This window comes from Acidovorax sp. HMWF029 (genome assembly GCF_003060895.1).
Classification (GTDB): Bacteria; Pseudomonadota; Gammaproteobacteria; order Burkholderiales; family Burkholderiaceae_C; genus Acidovorax.
Genome location: NZ_QAIH01000001.1, coordinates 1 through 18,338, shown reverse-complemented (window position 1 = coordinate 18,338; position 18,338 = coordinate 1). Strand labels below are relative to the sequence as shown.

The window sequence follows — 18,338 nt, the reverse complement described above, 5'->3', positions numbered from 1 at the left end:
GAGGGGGTGCCTTGTGGAAACAGACCGCCAGCCTATCAGTCCCGAGGTCACACCGCCAGACGCGAGAGGTCGGCCACGCGGTTCATCGCGTTGTGCAGCATCTTGAGCAGGCCCAGGCGGTTCATGCGCACATCCAACTGCTCGGCGTTGACCATCACATCGTCAAAGAACGCATCCACCGGGGCGCGCAGCACGGCCAGGGTCTGCAGGCTGGCGGTGTAGTCGCCCGCGTCGAACTGGGCGTTGGCCTCGGGCACGAAGCGCTGCAGGGCGGCGAACAGGTCTTTCTCGGCCTGCTCTTGCAGCAGTGCGGGGTTCACATGGGCGTCCACCGGGCCTTCAACCTCGGCTTTTTTCAGGATATTGCCCACGCGCTTGTTGGCTGCGGCCAGGGCGGGGCTTTCGGGCAAGGCGGCGAAGGCGCGGACTGCTGCCAATTGCTTCTCAACCAGGGCCAGGCGCTGCGGGCGCAGGGCCAGCACGGCATCCACTTCCTGGGCGCTGTAGCCTTGTTCGCGCAGGCTGCCGGCGAGGCGGTCGTAGATGAAGTCAGCCAGCGCAGCCGAAGCATCGGTGATCTTGTCGCCAAAGGCAGGCACAGCACCAGCCAGCAGCGCACCCAGATCCAGCGGCAGGTCTTTCTCAACCAGCATGCGGATCACGCCCAGCGCATGGCGGCGCAGCGCAAATGGGTCACGGTCGCCCGTCGGCAGGTTGCCAATGCCGAACATGCCGACCAGGGTTTCGAGCTTGTCGGCCAGAGCCACCACCACGCCAGCGGTGTTGCGCGGCAGCGTGTCGCCCGCAAAGCGCGGCTTGTAGTGATCTTCGATGGCGTGCGCCACGGTCTCGCCCAGGCCGTCGTTGAGCGCGTAGTAGCCGCCCATGATGCCTTGCAGCTCCGGGAACTCGCCCACCATGTCGGTCACAAGGTCGGTCTTGGCCAGCAAAGCGGCTTGGTCGGCATCGGCCACCAAAGCGGCGTCGCCGAGTTGTGTGGCAATGGCCTTGGCGATGGCGCGCACGCGCTCCACGCGTTCACCCTGCGTGCCCAGCTTGTTGTGATAGACCACTTTGCCCAGGCCTTCAACACGCGAGGCCAGGGTCTTCTTGCGGTCCTGGTCAAAGAAGAACTTGGCATCGGCCAGGCGCGGGCGCACCACGCGCTCGTTGCCGCCGGTCACAAAGCTCGTGTCTTCGGGGCTGATGTTGCTCACCACCAGGAACTTGTTGGTCAGCTTGCCTGCGGCGTCCAGCAGCGGGAAGTACTTCTGGTTGGCCTTCATCGTGAGGATGAGGCACTCTTGCGGTACGCCCAGGAACTGCTCTTCAAACTGGCAGATGACCACGTTGGGGCGCTCGACCAGCGCGGTCACTTCGTCCAGCAGGGCTTCGTCTTCGATGGGGCGGGCACCGTTGCCCACCTTGGCGGCGGCAGCGGCCAGTTGGCGCGCGATCTCGGCCTTGCGCTCGACAAACGAGGCAATCACCGCACCGTCTTTTTGCAGCGTGGCGGCGTAGCTATCGGCATCTGCCAACACCACGGGCGACACGGCGGCTTCAAAGCGGTGGCCAGTGGTGCTGTTGCCAGCCGTGAGGCCCAGCGCCTTGACGGGCACCACGGTGCTGCCATGCAGCGCCACCAGGCCGTGCGCGGGGCGCACAAAGTTCACGCTGGTCCAGCCGGGCAGCTCGCAATCGGTTTCGAGCTGGTAGCTCATGACCTTAGGGATGGGCAGCTTGGCAATGGCTTCATCCAGCGCCTTTTGCAGGCCTGCCTGCAACGTGGCACCGGGCACCACGCTGTCGTAGAACAGGGCTTCGGCCTTGCCGTCCTGCGCGCGCTTCAAGGCGGCCACAGCGGCTGCTGGGTTGGACACATCGGCGCCCAGCGCCTGCAGCTTTTTGAGCAGCGCGGGCGTAGCGTTGCCATCTTTGTCCAAGCCCACGGTCACAGGCATCAGCTTTTGCTGCACGGCCTTGTCAGCGGCCTTGTCGGCCACGGCAGTCACATGCGCGGCTAGGCGGCGGGGCGAGGCAAAAGGCGTGACCACCGAGGCGGCGCTGGCCAGCCCCTGGGCCTTGAGCTGGTCGCCCAGCACGGTGGCAAAAGCATCGCCCAGCTTCTGCAGCGCCTTGGGGGGCAGTTCTTCGACAAACAGTTCAACAAGGAGGTTTTGGGTCGTCATGTTCTTGTTCTTTCGCTCGTTCACGCTGCCTTTTTGACCATCTGTTCCACCCACTCGCGGGGCGCCATCGGGAAGCCCAGGCGCTCGCGGCTTTCGTAGTAGCTCTGCGCCACGCTGCGGGCCAGGTTGCGGATGCGGCCGATGTAGGCAGCGCGCTCGGTCACGCTGATGGCACCGCGCGCATCCAGCAGGTTGAAGCTGTGTGCGGCCTTGAGCACTTGCTCGTAAGCGGGCAAGGCCAGTTGTTGCTCCATCAGGTACTTGGCCTGCTTTTCGTGCGCGTTGAAGGCGGTGAACAAAAAGTCCGCGTCGCTGTGCTCGAAGTTGTAGGTGGACTGCTCCACCTCGTTTTGCTTGTACACGTCGCCGTAGCTCAGGGAGTCGGTCCACTTGAGGTTGTAGACGTTGTCCACGCCTTGCAGGTACATGGCCAGGCGCTCCAGGCCGTAGGTGATTTCGCCGGTGGCGGGCTTGCAGTCAATGCCGCCCACTTGCTGGAAGTAGGTGAACTGCGTGACCTCCATGCCGTTGAGCCACACCTCCCAGCCCAGGCCCCAGGCGCCGAGCGTGGGGTTTTCCCAATCGTCTTCCACAAAGCGGATGTCGTTCTTTTTCAGGTCGAAGCCCAAGGCTTCGAGGCTGCCCAGGTACAGCTCCAGAATGTTGGCTGGCGCGGGCTTGAGCACCACCTGGTACTGGTAGTAGTGCTGCAGGCGGTTGGGGTTCTCGCCGTAGCGGCCGTCCTTGGGGCGGCGGCTGGGCTGCACGTAGGCAGCCTTCCAGGGCTCGGGGCCGATGGCGCGCAGGAAGGTGGCGGTGTGCGAGGTGCCAGCGCCCACTTCCATGTCATAGGGTTGCAAAAGGGCGCAACCCTGCGCGTCCCAGTAGGACTGCAGCTTCAAAATGATTTGCTGGAATGTCAACATGGCGTGTGTGGCTGAGGCACTGGCAAACCAGGGCCGGGCAAATAAGGGGAAAGAAGAAAAGGCGGTGCGTATGCCAGCCCCGGCACCAGCCACCAAAAAAGGTAGCAAGGACGGGCCTCGCGCGCGCAAACCCGTGATTTTACGGCGCGCAGCCGCACGTGCTGCGACAGCGCCAGCAACATCGACCCGCGCCCATGAAAAAAGGCCGGTGCCCTTTTGGAGCCCCAGCCTTCCCAACCAGTCACGCAGGCTATTAGCCGGTGCGTACCAGTGACCACCTTTGCGGGTAGCCTGTCGGCGCACGTGTTGTGCGCCAAGTCAAATCAACTATCCACTGCACTGGCCGCTGCACAACCAAAGGGCGCAGCGCTTGGCCAGCGCCCCCGCGCAAGGGCCGCCCCGCCGCGCTGGGGGCGTCCCCTTCCCGACTCGCGCAGCGAGACGAGAGAGGGGGAAGCGGCGAAGCCGCTCAGGGGGAGCTTCAATACTCCCAGAAAATGCGCTGCAGTTCCTTGCTGTCGTTGGTCTTGGTCAGAGCGACCATGGCCAGGATGCGGGCCTTTTGCGGACGCAGGTCGTGGGCCACCACCCAGTCGTACTTGTCGTCAGGCTGCTCGGCATTGCGCAGCACAAACCCGTCGGGCACACGGGCCGAGCGGATGATCTGCACGCCCTGGCCACGCAGGGTCTTGAGTGATTCCACAGCCTGGGCCGCCACCGAGCCGTTGCCCGTGCCAGCGTGGATCAGCGCCTTCACGCCAGCCTTGCCGTAGGCTTCGATGCCCGTGGTGTTCATGTTGCCGTAGCCATAGACAATGTCCACGGCGGGCAGCGCCTTGATGTCATCGATATTGAACTCGGACTGGGTGGTGTGGCGCTTGACGGGGGCACGGAACCAGTAGTTCTTGCCCTCCACCACCATGCCCAGTGGGCCCCACTGGCTCTTGAAGGCCTCGGTCTTGATGTTGATGTGCTTGTGCACGTCGCGGCCGCTCTGGATTTCGTCGTTCATCGTGACGAGCACGCCCTTGCCGGCAGCGTCCTTGCTGGCGGCCACGGTCACGGCGTCGTACAGATTCAGCGCGCCATCGGCCGACAGGGCCGTGCCGGGGCGCATGGAGCCGACCACCACGATGGGCTTGTTGGTCCGCACGGTGAGGTTCAGGAAGTACGCGGTTTCTTCCAGCGTGTCGGTGCCGTGGGTGATGACGATGCCATCCACATCGGCCTGCTTGGACAGGGTAGAGACGCGCTGGCCCAGACGCAGAAGGTGTTCGTTGGTGAAGCTTTCGGAGGCGATCTGGAACACCTGCTCGCCCGACACCTTGGCCACGTTGGCCAGCTCTGGCAGGCCTGCCAGCAGCTTGTCCACCGGCACCTTGGCGGCGGCGTAGGTTGCGCTGTTGGCGGCCGAAGCGCCCGCACCGGCAATGGTGCCGCCCGTGGCCAGTACGACCACGTGGGGCTTGGCCGCCTGGGCCAGTGTGACCGTGGACAAGGCCGAGAGCACCACGCCCGCAAACCAGCGGCGCGTGATGGAAAAGGAAGAGGAAGAAGAAAAAATTCGCATGGGTTGTGTCTCCGGGTCATTCTTCGGGCGCTACGGGGTGGTGCGGCGCCCTGCTGCCGTCCGGCCCCGGTGCGCGGGTGTCGGGCGGTGCGGCATCCTATGAGAAATCAGCACATAGCCAAGTGGAATAATTGGCCTCCCCCTGTGAATTGAATTCACCCCCCCTTCTTCGCTGTTTTTCCCGTTTATCCATGAACCTGCGTCAGCTCGAAGTGTTCCAGGCCGTTTTGCAGACCGGCAGCATGAGCGCTGCGGGCCGCCTGCTGTGCATCACGCCATCGGCAGTGAGCAAAGCAGTGGCCCACACCGAGCTGCAACTGGGCTACCGGCTGTTCAACCGCACACCGGCGGGCCTCACGCCCACGCCCGAAGCGCAGGTGCTGGCGGTGGAATCGGGCAGCATCCACCGCCAACTGGACGCGCTGCAGCGCACGGCGCGCAACCTGGCAACCACCGAGCTGGGCGATGTGCGACTGGCAGCCATTCCATCCATCACCCACGAGTTTCTGCCCACACTGCTCCACCGCCATGCGCAAAAACACCCGCATGTGGGGGTAGAGGTGCGCACCATCCACCAAGACCAGATGACACAGGCACTGCTCACGCGCAGCGTGGATTTTGGGCTGGGTTTTTTTGAACATCCGCACCCGCAGGTGCACAGCGAGCTGTTGGTAAGCGGTCGCCTATCGCTGGCCGTGGCCCGCGCCGTGTGGGATCGCGCCCCGCGTGCCTCCAGCACCGCCGCACGCCTGGCGCAGGTGCCCGCCATCCGATTGGTGGGCGACGACCCGATGCGCCAGTCCATCGACCACACAGCCGACCGCTTAGGTACGCCAGGCGGGCCAGGCATCCAGGTGCAAACCTCGCGCCTGGCGCTGGAGTTGGTGCGGCTGGGCATGGGCTGGACAGTGGTGGACTTCCTCACGGCCATCCGCCTGGACCCGGCGCACGTGGTCGCCGTAGAACTGCCCGACTTGCCGCCCATGTCGCTTTACAGCTATCACGCGGTCAACCACCCGCCGGGCCTGCAGGCCACGCGCATGCTGGCCATGTTGCCTGCGCTGCTGCATGAGGCGCTGTCGCCCAGGCCACGCAAGTAACCCCCAAGGAGGCGCAAAAAAACCCGCCGCCGCGAACGAACGCGGGTGCGGGTTGGTGCAAATCGGCAGCGCCTACCGCGTCAGGCACCCGTCCAGCGGCGCAGCACCAGGCTGGCGTTGGTGCCGCCAAAACCAAAGCTGTTGGACAGCACCGTGGTCAGCTCAGCGTCACGGGTGGCCGTGACCAGTGGCATGGAGCCCAGCGCGGGGTCAGGCGTTTCCACATTGGCGGAACCTGCGATGAAGCCCTTGTTCAGCATGATCATGCAGTAGATCGCCTCTTGCACGCCCGTGGCGCCCAGCGAGTGGCCGGTGAGCGACTTGGTGGACGAGAACGGGGGTACCTTGTCGCCGAAAAGCGCCTTCATGGCGCGCACTTCCTGCATGTCACCCACGGGCGTGGAGGTGCCGTGGGTGTTGATGTAGTCGATGGGGGCATCGAGCCCTTCCATGGCTTGCTGCATGCAGGCAATGGCACCGTCGCCCGAGGGGGCCACCATGTCTTCACCATCGCTGGTGGCACCAAAGCCTACCACTTCGGCCAGGATGTTGGCGCCACGGGCCAGGGCATGCTCCAGGCTCTCCAGCACCACTGCGCCACCGCCGCCTGCAATCACAAAACCATCGCGGTTCGCATCGTAGGCGCGCGAGGCTTTCTCGGGCGTTTCGTTGTACTTGCTGGACATGGCACCCATGCCGTCAAACAGCAGCGACATGCCCCACGACAACTCTTCGCCACCACCGGCGAACATCACGTCCTGCACGCCCCAGGCGATCTGCTGGGCGGCCGCGCCAATGCAGTGCGCTGATGTGGAGCAGGCCGAAGTGATGGAGTAGTTGATGCCCTTGACCTTGAAATTGGTGGCAAGGCAGGCAGACACGGTGGAGCTCATGCAGCGTGTGACCTGGTAGGGCCCCACGCGGCGGATACCCTTTTCACGCAGCGTGTCGGCCGCCTCGATCTGGTTGGCAGGCGAGCCGCCGCCCGAGCCCATGATGAGGCCAGTGCGTGGATGGCTGACCTGTTCGGGCGCGAGGCCTGCCTGTTTGATCGCGTCTTCCAGGGCGATCTGCGCATAGGCAGCAGCATCGCCCATGAAGCGCAGCTGCTTGCGGTCGATGCGCGCCTCGATGTCGATCTCGGGCGCACCGCCCACCTGGCTGCGCAAGCCCAGTTCCTTGAATTTTTCCACGGCCTTGATGCCGCTGGTGCCCGCACGCAGCGAGGCCTCTACGGTGGTCAGGTCGTTGCCAATGCACGAGACGATGCCCGCACCAGTGATGACTACGCGCTTCTTGGTCGTCATGCTGCGTCCTTGTCGTCGCCCTCGCGCTTGAACAAACCCACTCGCAGGTCGTTGGCGACGTAAATTTCCTTGCCATCGGCCAGCAAGCGGGCATCGCCAATGGCCATCACCAGCTTGCGCTTGATCACGCGCTTGATGTCGATTTCGTAGGTGACCAGTTTCACGTCCGGGCCCACTTCACCGGTGAACTTGACTTCACCCGCGCCCAAGGCACGGCCACGGCCGGGCAGTTGAAGCCAGGTCAGGTAAAAACCGATGAGTTGCCACATGGCATCGAGCCCCAGGCAACCAGGCATGACGGGGTCACCCTGAAAGTGGCAGGCGAAAAACCACAGGTCGGGCTTGACGTCCAGTTCCGCGCGGATCTTTCCCAAACCGTGCGCGCCCCCATCGCTGTCGATGTGCGTGATGCGATCAAACATCAGCATGGGTGGCAGCGGCAGGCGCCCGCTGTCAGCGCCGAACAGCCGGCCCTCGCCCGAGGCGATCAGTTGTTCGTAGGAAAAGGAATCTGCCATTTTCAGTCGTGCTCCAGAACGGCGGGTTCCCCCGCCTCAAATCATCGTTGTCCGCAAATCAAGCCCCCGCTTGCGGGGCTCTATTATCAAGGCATAGGGAGGCGCCTCTAAAGAACGGATTGTCCAGCACCGCGTGGCCCGGCTGGCGGCTGACCTGGATCAACCGCCCCGCACCCTGCGCACACCCCGGGCCAACAAGGCTGCAGCCAGCGCCAGCCCCACGAGCGCCCACAGCGGCCACAACCCCCAGCGGGCCACCCACCACGCATAAGGCGTGATCGCCCAGCCGGTTTGCGCGCTGAGCCCGCGGCCTTGCACTTCGCCCCGGAGCACACCCCGTGTGTGGCGCTCCAGTTGGTGCGTGACCACGCCCCTGTGGTCAATGATGGCTGTTGCGCCGGTGTTGGTGGCGCGCACCATGGGACGCTCGAACTCCAGCGCGCGCATGCGGCTGATGTGCAGGTGCTGGTCGATCGCTACCGAGTTGCCAAACCAGCCGATGTTGCTGAAGTTGACGAATACCGTGGGCGCCTGGGCCGGGTCTATGAAACGCGCGCCCAGCTCTTCGCCAAACAGATCCTCGTAGCAGATGTTGGGCGCGATGCGCTGGCCCTTCCAGGCAAACGAAGCCTGGCCCACCGCTCCCCGGTTGAAGTCGCCCAGCGGGATGTTCATCATGGTCGTGAACCACTTGAAGAACGGCGGTATGAACTCGCCAAACGGCACCAGATGGTGCTTGTCGTAGCGGTAGGGTGTGGCCTGCGCAGCAGGGCCCATACCGAGCACCGAGTTGGTGTAGCCCAGCGTTTCATCCCCCAGTGGAATCCCCACCAGTGCGGCCTGTGGGCCTTGTGCGTACCGCTGCTGGATGCCTTCGAGGTACCCTGGAATCAGCTGCTGCGGCAGCAGCGGGATGGCGGTTTCGGGCGCCACCACCAGGTCGGCCTGGGCATCGCGCAGCGCTGCGGCGTACCACTGGAGGGCCACGGGCACCCCACTGCCGGGCTGGAATTTCTCGTCCTGCGGGATGTTGCCCTGGAGCAGCTCCAGGCTCAATACGAGCGGCTGGGGTTGCGAGGGCGTGTGGCACAGGTTGACCGCGCAGAAGCGCTGCACCGTGGCCCCGGCCAGCACAGCAGCCAAGGCCAGCAGCAGCGCCCACAGGCGCCCCAGGCGCAGGTCGGCAGGGCGCAACTGCACCACCCCCATCGCCAGCGCAGCCGCCACCGCGCCCAGGCCATACACCCCCACATACCGCGCCAAGGGCGCCAGCGGCCCATCGACATGGGCATAGCCCCCCGCGCCCCAGGGAAAGCCCGTCCACCAGATGCCCCGCGCCAGTTCGGCCAGCAGCCAGAGCGCTCCAAAAAGAAGAGCAGCCCCAGCTTTATGGACGGGCGCAAGGCGGCAAAAAAGGCCTGAAACAGCGGCATAGTAGCTGCCCAGAAACGCAGCCAGCCCCAGCACCGCCGCCACCGCCAGCGGCGCAGGCAGGCCGCCATAGGTGTGCATGGAAATGAACAGCCACCAGAAGGTGCCCGACAGCCAGGCCGTGGCAAACACACCGCCGATCAGTGCGCCCCGTTGCCAGGACACCACCGCCCCCACCCCCGGCCGCACCAGGTGCGCCAGCACGGCCAGAGATGCCAACTGCAGCCACCACAAGGGCTGGCCATTCCCCGGCCACGTCAGCGACGCCGCCTGCGCCAGACCTGCAGCCAACGCCAGCAGCGCCTGCACCGGCCAGCGCATCGTCAAGGAAGCCCGCGCCATCAGCCGGCAGCGCTGCCGTCTTCAGCCTTGGACACCTTGAACCAGCGCACGGCGCCGCCCTTGGTGTGCAGCACCACAAACTGCAGGCCGCCCAGCTGCAGCTGCTCGCCGCGCTTGGGCACATGGCCCATTTCGTGGGCGATCAGGCCGCCAATGGTGTCAAAGCTCTCACCGTGGTCGCTGCTCTGGACCAGCACATCAAAGGCTTCGCAGACGCGCTCGACCGAGGTATCGCCGCTCACGCGATAGGTGCGGTCAGCCAGGCCGAAGATGTCGCCGTCGTCCTCGGGGATATCAAATTCGTCCTCGATCTCGCCCACGATCTGCTCCAGCACATCCTCGATGGTGACCAGCCCGGCCATCCGGCCAAACTCGTCGATCACGATGGCCAGGTGGTTGCGGTTGCCACGAAACTCGCGCAGCAGGTCATTCAGTCCCTTGCTCTCGGGCACAAACACCGCCGGGCGCAGCAGCGCGCGGATGTTCAGCTCCGGCGCACGCTGCAGCTTGAGCAGATCCTTGGCCATGAGGATGCCGATGATGTTGTCGCGCTCGCCCTGGTACACCGGGAACCGCGAGTGTGCGGTGTTGATGACCAGATGCAGCAAATCGTCGAACGGGGAGTCGATGTTGACCAGGTCCATGCGCGGCGCGGCCACCATCACGTCGCCCGCCGTCATGTCGGCCATGCGGATCACACGCTCCAGCATCACGCGCGACTCGGCGCCAATGACCTGGTTGTCCTCGGCTTCGGCCAGGGTTTCGATCAACTCTTGCGTCGAATCGGGGCCAGGGTGGATGAACTCGGCCACCTTCTGCAGGAAGGTGCGTTTGTCTTCCTTTTCGGGCGGACGCCCGGGATGCGGATCAGACACTGTCGTGGAGTGCAGGACGTGCGGTGGTGAATCGAGCCCCTAGGATAGCGGATTGTGATGACAGGGCCCCGCAGCGGCCCCGCTCCACGCCAAGGCACGCTCTGCCGCGCGGGCGCTATTCGGCCGACTGGTGGCGCGCGTGCTGCACGCCGCTGCGCACTTCCTGCACGTTGGCCAGGAAATCCCAGAACTGCTTGGCCTGCTTCTTGAGCTGGTAGTCCACCTCGGCAAACTGCTGCTCCACGATCTCGGCCATGCGGGTGTCGAGGCTCGCGGGCGGGATCTGCAGGTAGGCCTCGGACTCGGAGCCATCGCGGCGTACCGTGGCACCCGCGTTGCGCGCAATCTTGAGCATGGCCGTGTTCTCGGACAGCGCATGGATGAACACCATGTTGACGCCTTCGTTGCGGGCATGCATCACGGCACGCTCGAACAGTCGGGCGCCAAAACCACGGCCCCTGGCCTGCTTGAGCACAGACACACCGAATTCGGCGCACTGCTTGTGCTCGGGGTGTTCGGAAAACGCCAGGTGGGCCATGGCGATCAGTTCGAGGCGGCGGTTGTAGATGCCGAAGATTTCGTCACGGTTGAAATCCAGTTGCTCGGCATAGCGGCGGATCTGCTCGTCGTTGGCGGCGTAGCCAAACCGCAGGTAGCGGTCTGCAGGCTCCAGCTGTAGCAGATGCTGGGTGATCCGCTCGCGGTAGGAGGGACCGAGGGCACGGATAGGAACCATCACGGGCACCTCCTGTTTGATGCGGATTTCACCGGCAGAGGGGCCGCCCGTCACCGGGCGCAGCATATCCCTGCCGGCGTACCAGGATGCTTTGAGCCAGTCTTTGGTTGCGATCATGCCAAGTAATGTAAGGGTTTTCCCTGATCATTTCCAGCCCATTTTGCTGCAACGCAACAAAATAGTGAGCTCGCTCAAAAACCAAGAAATCGGCTCTTCCGCAGTCCAAAAACAGCACTATTGCTCTAAAAAAGAGCAAAAACGGACAATTCACGAAGCCCATCACTGTCGCGACGGGGCAAGCCGGTGCCATAGCCAAGCGTATAGCGGAGCGGCTCACCCGGCAACACCTGTCTGAGAGCGCACCCCTCGCCTCGTCACACAGGCACCGCCGTCGTCGCCTTCACCCGGTCGAGCACAAAACTGGTCTTGCAGTCCTGCACGCTGGGGTGCTTGAGCAGGGTGTCCATGATGAAGCGGCTGTAGTGCGCCATGTCGGCCACCACCACGCGCAGCAGGTAGTCCATCTCGCCGGTGAGCGATGCGCACTCCACCACCTCGGGCCAGGTCTGCACGCTGGCGCGGAACAGGTCCATGGGGTTGCGCTTGTGGCTTTCGGTGTGTTTTTCGAGCCGCACATTCAGGTACGCCGTGAGGCCCAGCCCCACGGCTTCGGGCTGCACCAGGGCCACGTAGCGGTGGATCACGCCACTGTCTTCCAGCCGCTTGACGCGGCGCAGCACGGCGCTGGGCGACAGGCCCACCTGCTCACCGATCACGTCATAGGTCTCGCGACCGTTCTCTTGCAGGCGGCGCAGGATGGCGCGATCCAGCTTGTCCAATGCGTCAAAAGCTCTCATGGCGCAGGATTTTACGGAAACTGACCGTTTTTCGCTGTCCATATTGCGAGCACGGGTATGTCCCGATAGTGACAACAGCCATCTCCACAAAAAATAAAACTCGCAAAAAAGAACGATCGTTCTATTTTGCATAGCATAAGAAATCACATCAACGGAGACAAACACATGACCGGATTTTTCAGCCGCTTTTTGCGGCGACTGGTGCTGGCAGCCACAGCGGGGTTGCTGCTGCTGGGCGTGGGCGCGCAGGCGCAAACGGGCTATACGCAAACGCGCTACCCCATCGTGCTCGTGCACGGGCTTTTCGGCTTTGACTCAGCCCTGGGCATCGACTACTTCTACGGCATCCCCGACGCGCTGCGCCAGGGCGGCGCCAAGGTCTACGTCGCCCAGGTGTCGGCTGCCAACAGCACCGAAGTGCGCGGCGAGCAGCTGCTGGCCCAGGTCAAGACCATCCTCGCCATCACCGGCGCGGCCAAGGTGAACCTGGTGGGGCATTCGCACGGCGGGCCTACCACGCGCTATGTGGCGGGCGTCGCGCCGCAGCTGGTGGCATCGGTCACGTCCATCGGGGGCGTCAACCGGGGTTCGCGCGTGGCCGACATCCTGCGCGGTGTGGCCCCTGCGGGCTCGGTGTCTGAGGCCGTGGCCAACGCTGCGGCCAAGGCGCTAGTGGGCCTGATCAACCTGACCTCCGGCGGCACCGGCCTGCCCCAGATGCCCACGGCGGCACTGGACTCGCTGACCACGGCGGGCTCGGCCAAGTTCAACAGCCGCTTTCCACACGGCGTGCCCACATCAGGCTGCGGCAATGGCGCTGAGCTGGTGAATGGCGTGCGCTACTACTCCTGGACCGGCACACAGCCGTTGACCAATGTGCTGGATGCCAGCGACGGTCTGCTCAGCGTGCTGAGCCTGACCTTTGGCGAGGCGAACGACGGTCTGGTGTCGGCCTGCTCGTCGCGCCTGGGCAAACACCTGGGCGACTACCGCCAGAACCACCTGGACGAAGTGAACCAGTTGCTGGGCCTGCGCGACTGGTTCTCCACCGACCCGGTGACGCTGTACCGCCAGCACGCCAACCGCCTCAAGCAACAAGGCCTGTAAGCCGTGGCCCAGCCCTCACGCACCTGGGCGGTTGCCGCAGCAGTCCTGGCCCTCACAACGGCCGCCGTGGTGTGGTGGCTAGGTGGCCCTGCCGGGTTGGGCACGGGGGATACACATCAACCACCGGCCGGGGCGAGGGCGGCCGCCGCCCCCGCAGGTGCACTGGTACAAACCTCGCCAGCACAGAGCGTGGACAACAGCTTTTTTGCACGCCGCCGCGCCATCACCACCGACGGCCCGGCCGACCCGCTACTGGTGCACGGCCTGCGCGACACACTGGAAGCCTTGTTGATGGAAGCGGGCGACGCCAGCGACCCGGCCACGCTCAAGCAGCGCCTGGCCGCACTGGTCAACCAGCATTTCCCCGCCGCCTTGGCCACACGGGCGCTGGCCCTGGCCGAGCGCTATGTGGACTACCGCGTGGCCCTCGGCAGCTTGCGCGCGCCACAGGATCTGACCGACCCACGCGCCTTGCGCGATGCCCTGGAAGCGCGCCACAAGGTGCGCCAGCAGTTTTTTGACGACGCCGAACACGACGCCCTGTTTGCGCGCGAGGCTGAACTGGACCGCTACACCCTGGCGCGCCTGGAAATTGAGCGCAACACCCTGCTCAGCCCCGAGCAGCGCGCCCAGGCGCTACAGGCGGCTGACAACGAACTCTCCACCGAACGCCGCGCCGAACGCAGTGCCGCCACCGAACACATGGCCGCCGCCGCGCAGACGGCTGCCTTCAACGCCAGCAATGCCGACGAGCGCACCCGCTACGCCGCCCGCAGTGCGCAATACGGCTCGGCAGCCGCCCAGGCCATGGCGCAGCTGGACCGGGAGGAACAGCACTGGAACCAGCGCCTCGACCAGTACAGCCAAGCCCGTGCCCGGCAGGGCGAGGGCCCTGGCCTGCAGCAACTGCGCCAGCAGCTCTTCTCGCCCGAGGAGCAACAACGCATTGATGCCGCCCTGGCGCTGCGCCAGCTCAACGCGGGCACCTCGGGCTCATAGGGACCCTCTGCACGAATCAGCGCGTCGCGCGCATCTGCGGTCTCGGGCAGTCTGCAGCGTTGCAAATACTCGCAATAGCTACGGCTATTGCTGCGTTTTGCGCCTTGCAGCCCCTCCCGCTCCGCTGCGCTCATTTGACCAGCGAGATTCGTGCAGAGGATCCCTAGCGCGCTGGGGCGCCTGTCGACCACGCAGCGCTGCGGCGGCCAGCCTTGCCCAGCACGCCGCCAGACTGCGCGAAATTTTGACCATTCACAAGATTCCTGCAAATCAAGCGGCCAAGCCTCTTGATTTCGCCAGAAACATGAGGCAAGCCGCGCCTACAGTCCATGACATTCATCAACGAATGCCGGAGACACCCCATGAACGCCGCCTTGCCGCAAGAAACCGCCGCCCAGCTCGAAGCCTGGGACAACCCAATGGGCCTGATGGGCTTCGAGTTCGTCGAATTCACATCGCCTACACCGGGCGTGCTGGAGCCGGTGTTTGAAAAGCTGGGCTTCACACTGGTCGCCAAGCACCGCTCCAAGGACGTGGTGCTGTACCGCCAGAACGGCATCAACTTCATCCTCAACCGCGAGCCCCACAGCCAGGCCGCGTACTTTGGCGCCGAGCACGGCCCCTCGGCCTGTGGCCTGGCCTTCCGCGTGAAGGACGCTCACAAAGCCTACAACCGCGCACTGGAACTGGGCGCCCAGCCCATCGAGATCCCCACCGGCCCCATGGAACTGCGCCTGCCCGCCATCAAGGGCATTGGCGGCGCGCCGCTGTATTTGATCGACCGCTTTGAAGACGGCAAGTCCATCTATGACATCGACTTCGAATTCATCGAAGGCGTGGACCGCCGCCCCGTGGGCCACGGCCTGAACCTCATCGACCACCTCACACACAACGTGTACCGGGGTCGCATGGGCTTCTGGGCCAATTTCTACGAAAAGCTGTTCGGCTTCCGCGAGATCCGCTACTTCGACATCCAGGGCGAATACACCGGCCTGACCAGCAAGGCCATGACGGCACCCGACGGCAAGATCCGCATCCCGCTGAACGAAGAAGCCAAGCAGGGCGGAGGCCAGATCGAAGAATTTTTGATGCAGTTCAACGGCGAAGGCATCCAGCACATCGCACTGATCTGCGACAACCTGCTGGACGTGGTGGACAAGCTGGGCATGGCCGGAGTGCCCTTGGCCACGGCGCCCAATGAGGTTTATTACGAAATGCTGGACACCCGCCTGCCCGGGCACGGCCAACCCGTGCCTGAACTGCAGTCGCGCGGCATTTTGCTGGACGGCACCACCGCCGACGGCACGCCCCGCCTGCTGCTGCAGATCTTCTCCACCCCCATGCTGGGCCCGGTGTTCTTTGAATTCATCCAGCGCGAAGGGGACTACCGCGATGGCTTTGGCGAAGGCAACTTCAAAGCGCTGTTTGAGTCGCTGGAACGCGACCAGATCCGCCGTGGCGTGCTGAACGCCTGACAACGGTCGGCCCCAGCAACACAAGGGTTTACCCTGAACAGGTGCCTATACTGCGCGCTCCCCGGAACTCAAAAGGATCCCGATGTCGCTCCGTAGCAACCTGTTCAGCATCCTTCTGGCCAGCGCAACCACAGCCGCGCTGGCGCAGAGCCCGTCTGCCCCCCTCACCATCGTGGTCCCCTACCCTGCCGGGGGCCCGCTGGACATCTCGGCCCGCATCGTGGCCGAAGGTGCCGCAGCGCAATTGGGCTCCATCACCGTGGAGAACAAACCGGGGGCGGGTGGCAACACCGGTGCCGACCAGGTCGCCAAGGCCCCCAAAGCCAGCAACCAGGTGCTGATGGGCGCCGTGGCCACCCACGCGGTGAACCCCTGGCTGTACAAGAACTTCCCCTACAACGCCGTCAAGGACTTCAAGCCCATCGCGCTGGTGGCCCGCACGCCCAACGTGCTGGTGGTCAGCGCGACACAGGCCGCCAAGCTGGGCATCAAGACCACGCCCGACCTGGTGCAGTACCTCAAGAAGAACCCCGACCAGGCCAAATACGGCTCGGGCGGCAACGGCAGCATCGGGCACATCTCGGCCGAGATGTTCAAGTCGCTCACCAACACCAAGATGGGCCACACGCCGTTCCAGGGCTCCAAGCCCGCGCTGGCGGCGCTGGAATCCGGCCAGGTGCTGATGGTGTTTGACAACCTGGCCTCGGCGCTGCCGCAGATCCAGTCGGGCAAGCTGCTGGCGCTGGGTGTGACCACGCTCAGCCGCAACGAGGCGCTGCCCAACGTGCCCAGCATCAACGACAGCGTGCAGGGCTTCAATGTGTCCACCTGGTTCGGCCTGTTCGCGCCGGCCTCGCTGCCAGATGCCGATGCACGCCGCTATGCAACTGCATTCTCTGCAGCCATGCATTCGCCTGCGGGCAAAGAGAAGTTCAAGAAGATGGGCATCACCCCCGAAGAGCTGACGCTCGACGGGTTTGCGCAGTTTGTGCGCTCGGAAAACAGCAAGTACGAGTTCCTGATCCGGGCCGCAAAGATCAAGATCGATTAGCAGCCGCGTGGGCTGGTGCGCACCCCCATCGCGGTGCGCCGACCATGGCGGCAAAGGAGAAAAAAATGGGACAAGCCCCTGTCGTCTATGGCCAATCCACCCGCCCACCGCGTGGCGACTACTCGCGCGCCAACGCGGACTACACCTGCCCGCAGGACTACGCGGCCTACACCGACGCCGACCACGACACCTACCGCCGCCTGTACGAGCGCCAGCGCGCCCTGCTGCCGGGCCTGGCCAGCCAGGCGTTCATTGACGCCCTGCCCTCACTGGGCGCGAGCGACCGCATCCCGCGTTTTGAAGAGGTGAACGAGCGCCTTTACAAGGCCACCGGCTGGGAGCTGGTGGGCGTGCCCGGCTTGATCCCCGAGGTGCCGTTTTTTACGCTGCTGGCCAACCGCAAGTTCCCGGTGACAGACTGGATCCGCAAGCCCGAGGAGTTCGAGTACATCGTCGAGCCCGACATTTTTCATGACCTGTTCGGCCATGTGCCGCTGCTGTTCAACCCGGTGTTTGCCGACTATGTGCAGCGCTACGGCCAGGGCGGGCTGAAGGCGCAGGGGCTCGGGTCTTGCGAGATGCTCTCGCGTTTGTACTGGTACACCATCGAGTTCGGGCTGATCCGCGAGGCGGGGCAGTTGCGGGCGTATGGCGCGGGGATTTTGAGTTCTTCGGGCGAGCTGGCGTATTCGGTGCAAAGCCCGGAGCCGCAGCGCATTGCGCTGCAACTGGAGCGCACGATGCGCACGCGCTACAAGATCGATACGTACCAGCAGACGTATTTTGTGATCGACAGTTTTGAGCAGCTGTTTGAGATGACGGCGGCGGACTTTGCGCCGATCTACGAGCGGCTGCAGGGGTTGCCGGAGTTTGCAGCGGATGAGCGGGAGGCTGTGGCGGCTTGATTTTTGAAGGAAATTGGCTGCCTCCGCCTGTCTACAAAGCGCTGGCAGCTACTATTTTTATAGCACTACAGTGACCGTTCGGGCTGAGCCTGTCGAAGCCTTGGCGTGCTGGTTTGGAAGGCGTGCTGGTTTGGAAGGCATGCTTGGGTTGAGGGCGGAGGCCGGGGTGTGCGCCCGGCGGCGCAGTAACTTTCTTTCGTCTCGCCGAAAGAAAGTCACCAAAGAAAAGGCGACCCTGCTGTCTGCGACCCCTTCGCTGCGCTACGGGGCAACCTGGGGTGCTCGGCCACGGGGTGCACCGCAGAACTCGCTGCGCGCCTGCGGCGCTCCGCTCGGACAACTGCGGTGAGTCAGTCCACGAAGCACGCGCGCTCCGACGCGCGTGCCACCCCGCGCCCTGCGCGCCCCAGGCGCATACAGAAGGGAACCCGCAGGACATCCACACGGGCCATCGCTTCGCTCGGCCCCATCTCGCGGGCGCAAGCGCCTCGCGCTGCGCAGGCGGGGCCGAGCGAAGCAAAGGCCCGTGGGGCTGTTTGGATGTTCGGCTGTTGGATGTTGGGCTGCCCACCCCATGCTGGCTGCGCCTGCGGCGGGGCGGTTGCGGGGTGAGCATGGGCGTCGGAGCGCCCATGCCTCGTTAACTGACTCGCCGTGGTTGTCCGAGCGGCGCTGCGCAGCAGCAAAGCGAGTTCCACGGCGCCCCCCGCAACCGCCCCGACGCAGGTTTGCCCCGTAGCGAAGCGCAGGGGTCGCAGACAGGGGGTCGCCTTTTCTTTGGTGACTTTCTTTTGGCGAAGCAAAAGAAAGTTACTCGCATGCCGGGCGACTCCCGGCCTCCGCCCTGCACCCGAGCATGCTTGTCAAACCAGCACGCCAAGGCTTCGACATACTCAGCCCCAACGACCCTCAAATGCTATAAAAACCGTAGCCATCACCGCCCTATAGAC

The 18,338-nt window shown here is 64.5% G+C and carries 15 protein-coding genes; 6 read left to right on the top strand and 9 right to left on the bottom strand.

The window, feature by feature from the left end:
• Positions 1-47: 47 nt before the first annotated feature.
• The 3 genes from glyS to DBR12_RS00065 all read right to left on the bottom strand — a co-directional run bounded on the left by glyS (position 48) and on the right by DBR12_RS00065 (position 4,685).
• A complete protein-coding gene (glyS, locus tag DBR12_RS00075) occupies positions 48-2,189 on the bottom strand; it encodes a glycine--tRNA ligase subunit beta (RefSeq protein ID WP_108615395.1) in 2,142 nt (713 codons plus the stop codon).
• A gap of 20 nt (positions 2,190-2,209) precedes the next feature.
• The gene (gene glyQ, locus DBR12_RS00070; RefSeq protein ID WP_108615378.1) at positions 2,210-3,115 is read right to left on the bottom strand and encodes a glycine--tRNA ligase subunit alpha; all 906 of its coding nucleotides are present in this window, start codon (positions 3,113-3,115) and stop codon (positions 2,210-2,212) included.
• Between the two features lie 481 nt (positions 3,116-3,596).
• Entirely contained in the window at positions 3,597-4,685 is a 1,089-nt protein-coding gene (locus DBR12_RS00065) for a type II asparaginase (RefSeq protein ID WP_108615377.1), read from the bottom strand.
• 191 nt (positions 4,686-4,876) lie between these two features.
• On the opposite strand from DBR12_RS00065, the gene DBR12_RS00060 reads away from it, so the two are divergent.
• Complete coding sequence (locus tag DBR12_RS00060) at positions 4,877-5,785, top strand: LysR family transcriptional regulator (RefSeq protein WP_108615376.1); 909 nt, start codon at positions 4,877-4,879, stop codon at positions 5,783-5,785.
• Positions 5,786-5,865: 80 nt separating this feature from the next.
• On the opposite strand, the gene fabB is transcribed toward DBR12_RS00060, so the two are convergent.
• From fabB to DBR12_RS00030, 6 genes are all read right to left on the bottom strand, one after another.
• Positions 5,866-7,092 carry a beta-ketoacyl-ACP synthase I gene (fabB, locus tag DBR12_RS00055; RefSeq protein WP_108615375.1) on the bottom strand — a complete coding sequence of 409 codons (1,227 nt, stop codon included), beginning with the start codon at positions 7,090-7,092 and terminating at the stop codon, positions 5,866-5,868.
• On the bottom strand, positions 7,089-7,610 hold the full coding sequence (gene fabA, locus DBR12_RS00050) for a 3-hydroxyacyl-[acyl-carrier-protein] dehydratase FabA (protein ID WP_108615374.1): 522 nt from the start codon (positions 7,608-7,610) through the stop codon (positions 7,089-7,091). The genes fabB and fabA overlap by 4 nt, the downstream gene beginning before the upstream one ends.
• A gap of 159 nt (positions 7,611-7,769) precedes the next feature.
• Positions 7,770-9,383, bottom strand: a complete 1,614-nt coding sequence (gene lnt, locus DBR12_RS00045) for an apolipoprotein N-acyltransferase (protein WP_108615373.1) — start codon at positions 9,381-9,383, stop codon at positions 7,770-7,772.
• Positions 9,383-10,258, bottom strand: coding sequence for an HlyC/CorC family transporter (locus tag DBR12_RS00040; RefSeq protein ID WP_108615372.1), 876 nt, complete (start codon positions 10,256-10,258; stop codon positions 9,383-9,385). Before DBR12_RS00040 ends, lnt begins: the two co-directional genes overlap by 1 nt.
• A 115-nt stretch (positions 10,259-10,373) precedes the next feature.
• Complete coding sequence (locus DBR12_RS00035) at positions 10,374-11,111, bottom strand: GNAT family N-acetyltransferase (protein WP_108615371.1); 738 nt, start codon at positions 11,109-11,111, stop codon at positions 10,374-10,376.
• 257 nt (positions 11,112-11,368) lie between these two features.
• Positions 11,369-11,851, bottom strand: a complete 483-nt coding sequence (locus DBR12_RS00030) for an Lrp/AsnC family transcriptional regulator (RefSeq protein ID WP_108615370.1) — start codon at positions 11,849-11,851, stop codon at positions 11,369-11,371.
• A 165-nt stretch (positions 11,852-12,016) separates the two neighbouring features.
• On the opposite strand from DBR12_RS00030, the gene DBR12_RS00025 reads away from it, so the two are divergent.
• From DBR12_RS00025 to phhA, 5 genes are all read left to right on the top strand, one after another.
• Positions 12,017-12,958: a triacylglycerol lipase gene (locus DBR12_RS00025; protein WP_108615369.1), complete on the top strand. Its 942-nt coding sequence runs from the start codon at positions 12,017-12,019 to the stop codon at positions 12,956-12,958.
• Between the two features lie 3 nt (positions 12,959-12,961).
• Positions 12,962-13,957, top strand: coding sequence for a lipase secretion chaperone (locus tag DBR12_RS00020; RefSeq protein WP_108615368.1), 996 nt, complete (start codon positions 12,962-12,964; stop codon positions 13,955-13,957).
• Between the two features lie 362 nt (positions 13,958-14,319).
• Positions 14,320-15,432 carry a 4-hydroxyphenylpyruvate dioxygenase gene (hppD, locus tag DBR12_RS00015; protein WP_108615367.1) on the top strand — a complete coding sequence of 371 codons (1,113 nt, stop codon included), beginning with the start codon at positions 14,320-14,322 and terminating at the stop codon, positions 15,430-15,432.
• A gap of 82 nt (positions 15,433-15,514) precedes the next feature.
• Positions 15,515-16,483: a tripartite tricarboxylate transporter substrate binding protein gene (locus DBR12_RS00010; protein ID WP_108615366.1), complete on the top strand. Its 969-nt coding sequence runs from the start codon at positions 15,515-15,517 to the stop codon at positions 16,481-16,483.
• A gap of 65 nt (positions 16,484-16,548) precedes the next feature.
• Complete coding sequence (phhA, locus tag DBR12_RS00005; protein WP_108615394.1) at positions 16,549-17,388, top strand: phenylalanine 4-monooxygenase; 840 nt, start codon at positions 16,549-16,551, stop codon at positions 17,386-17,388.
• The last annotated feature ends 950 nt before the right edge of the window (positions 17,389-18,338 follow it).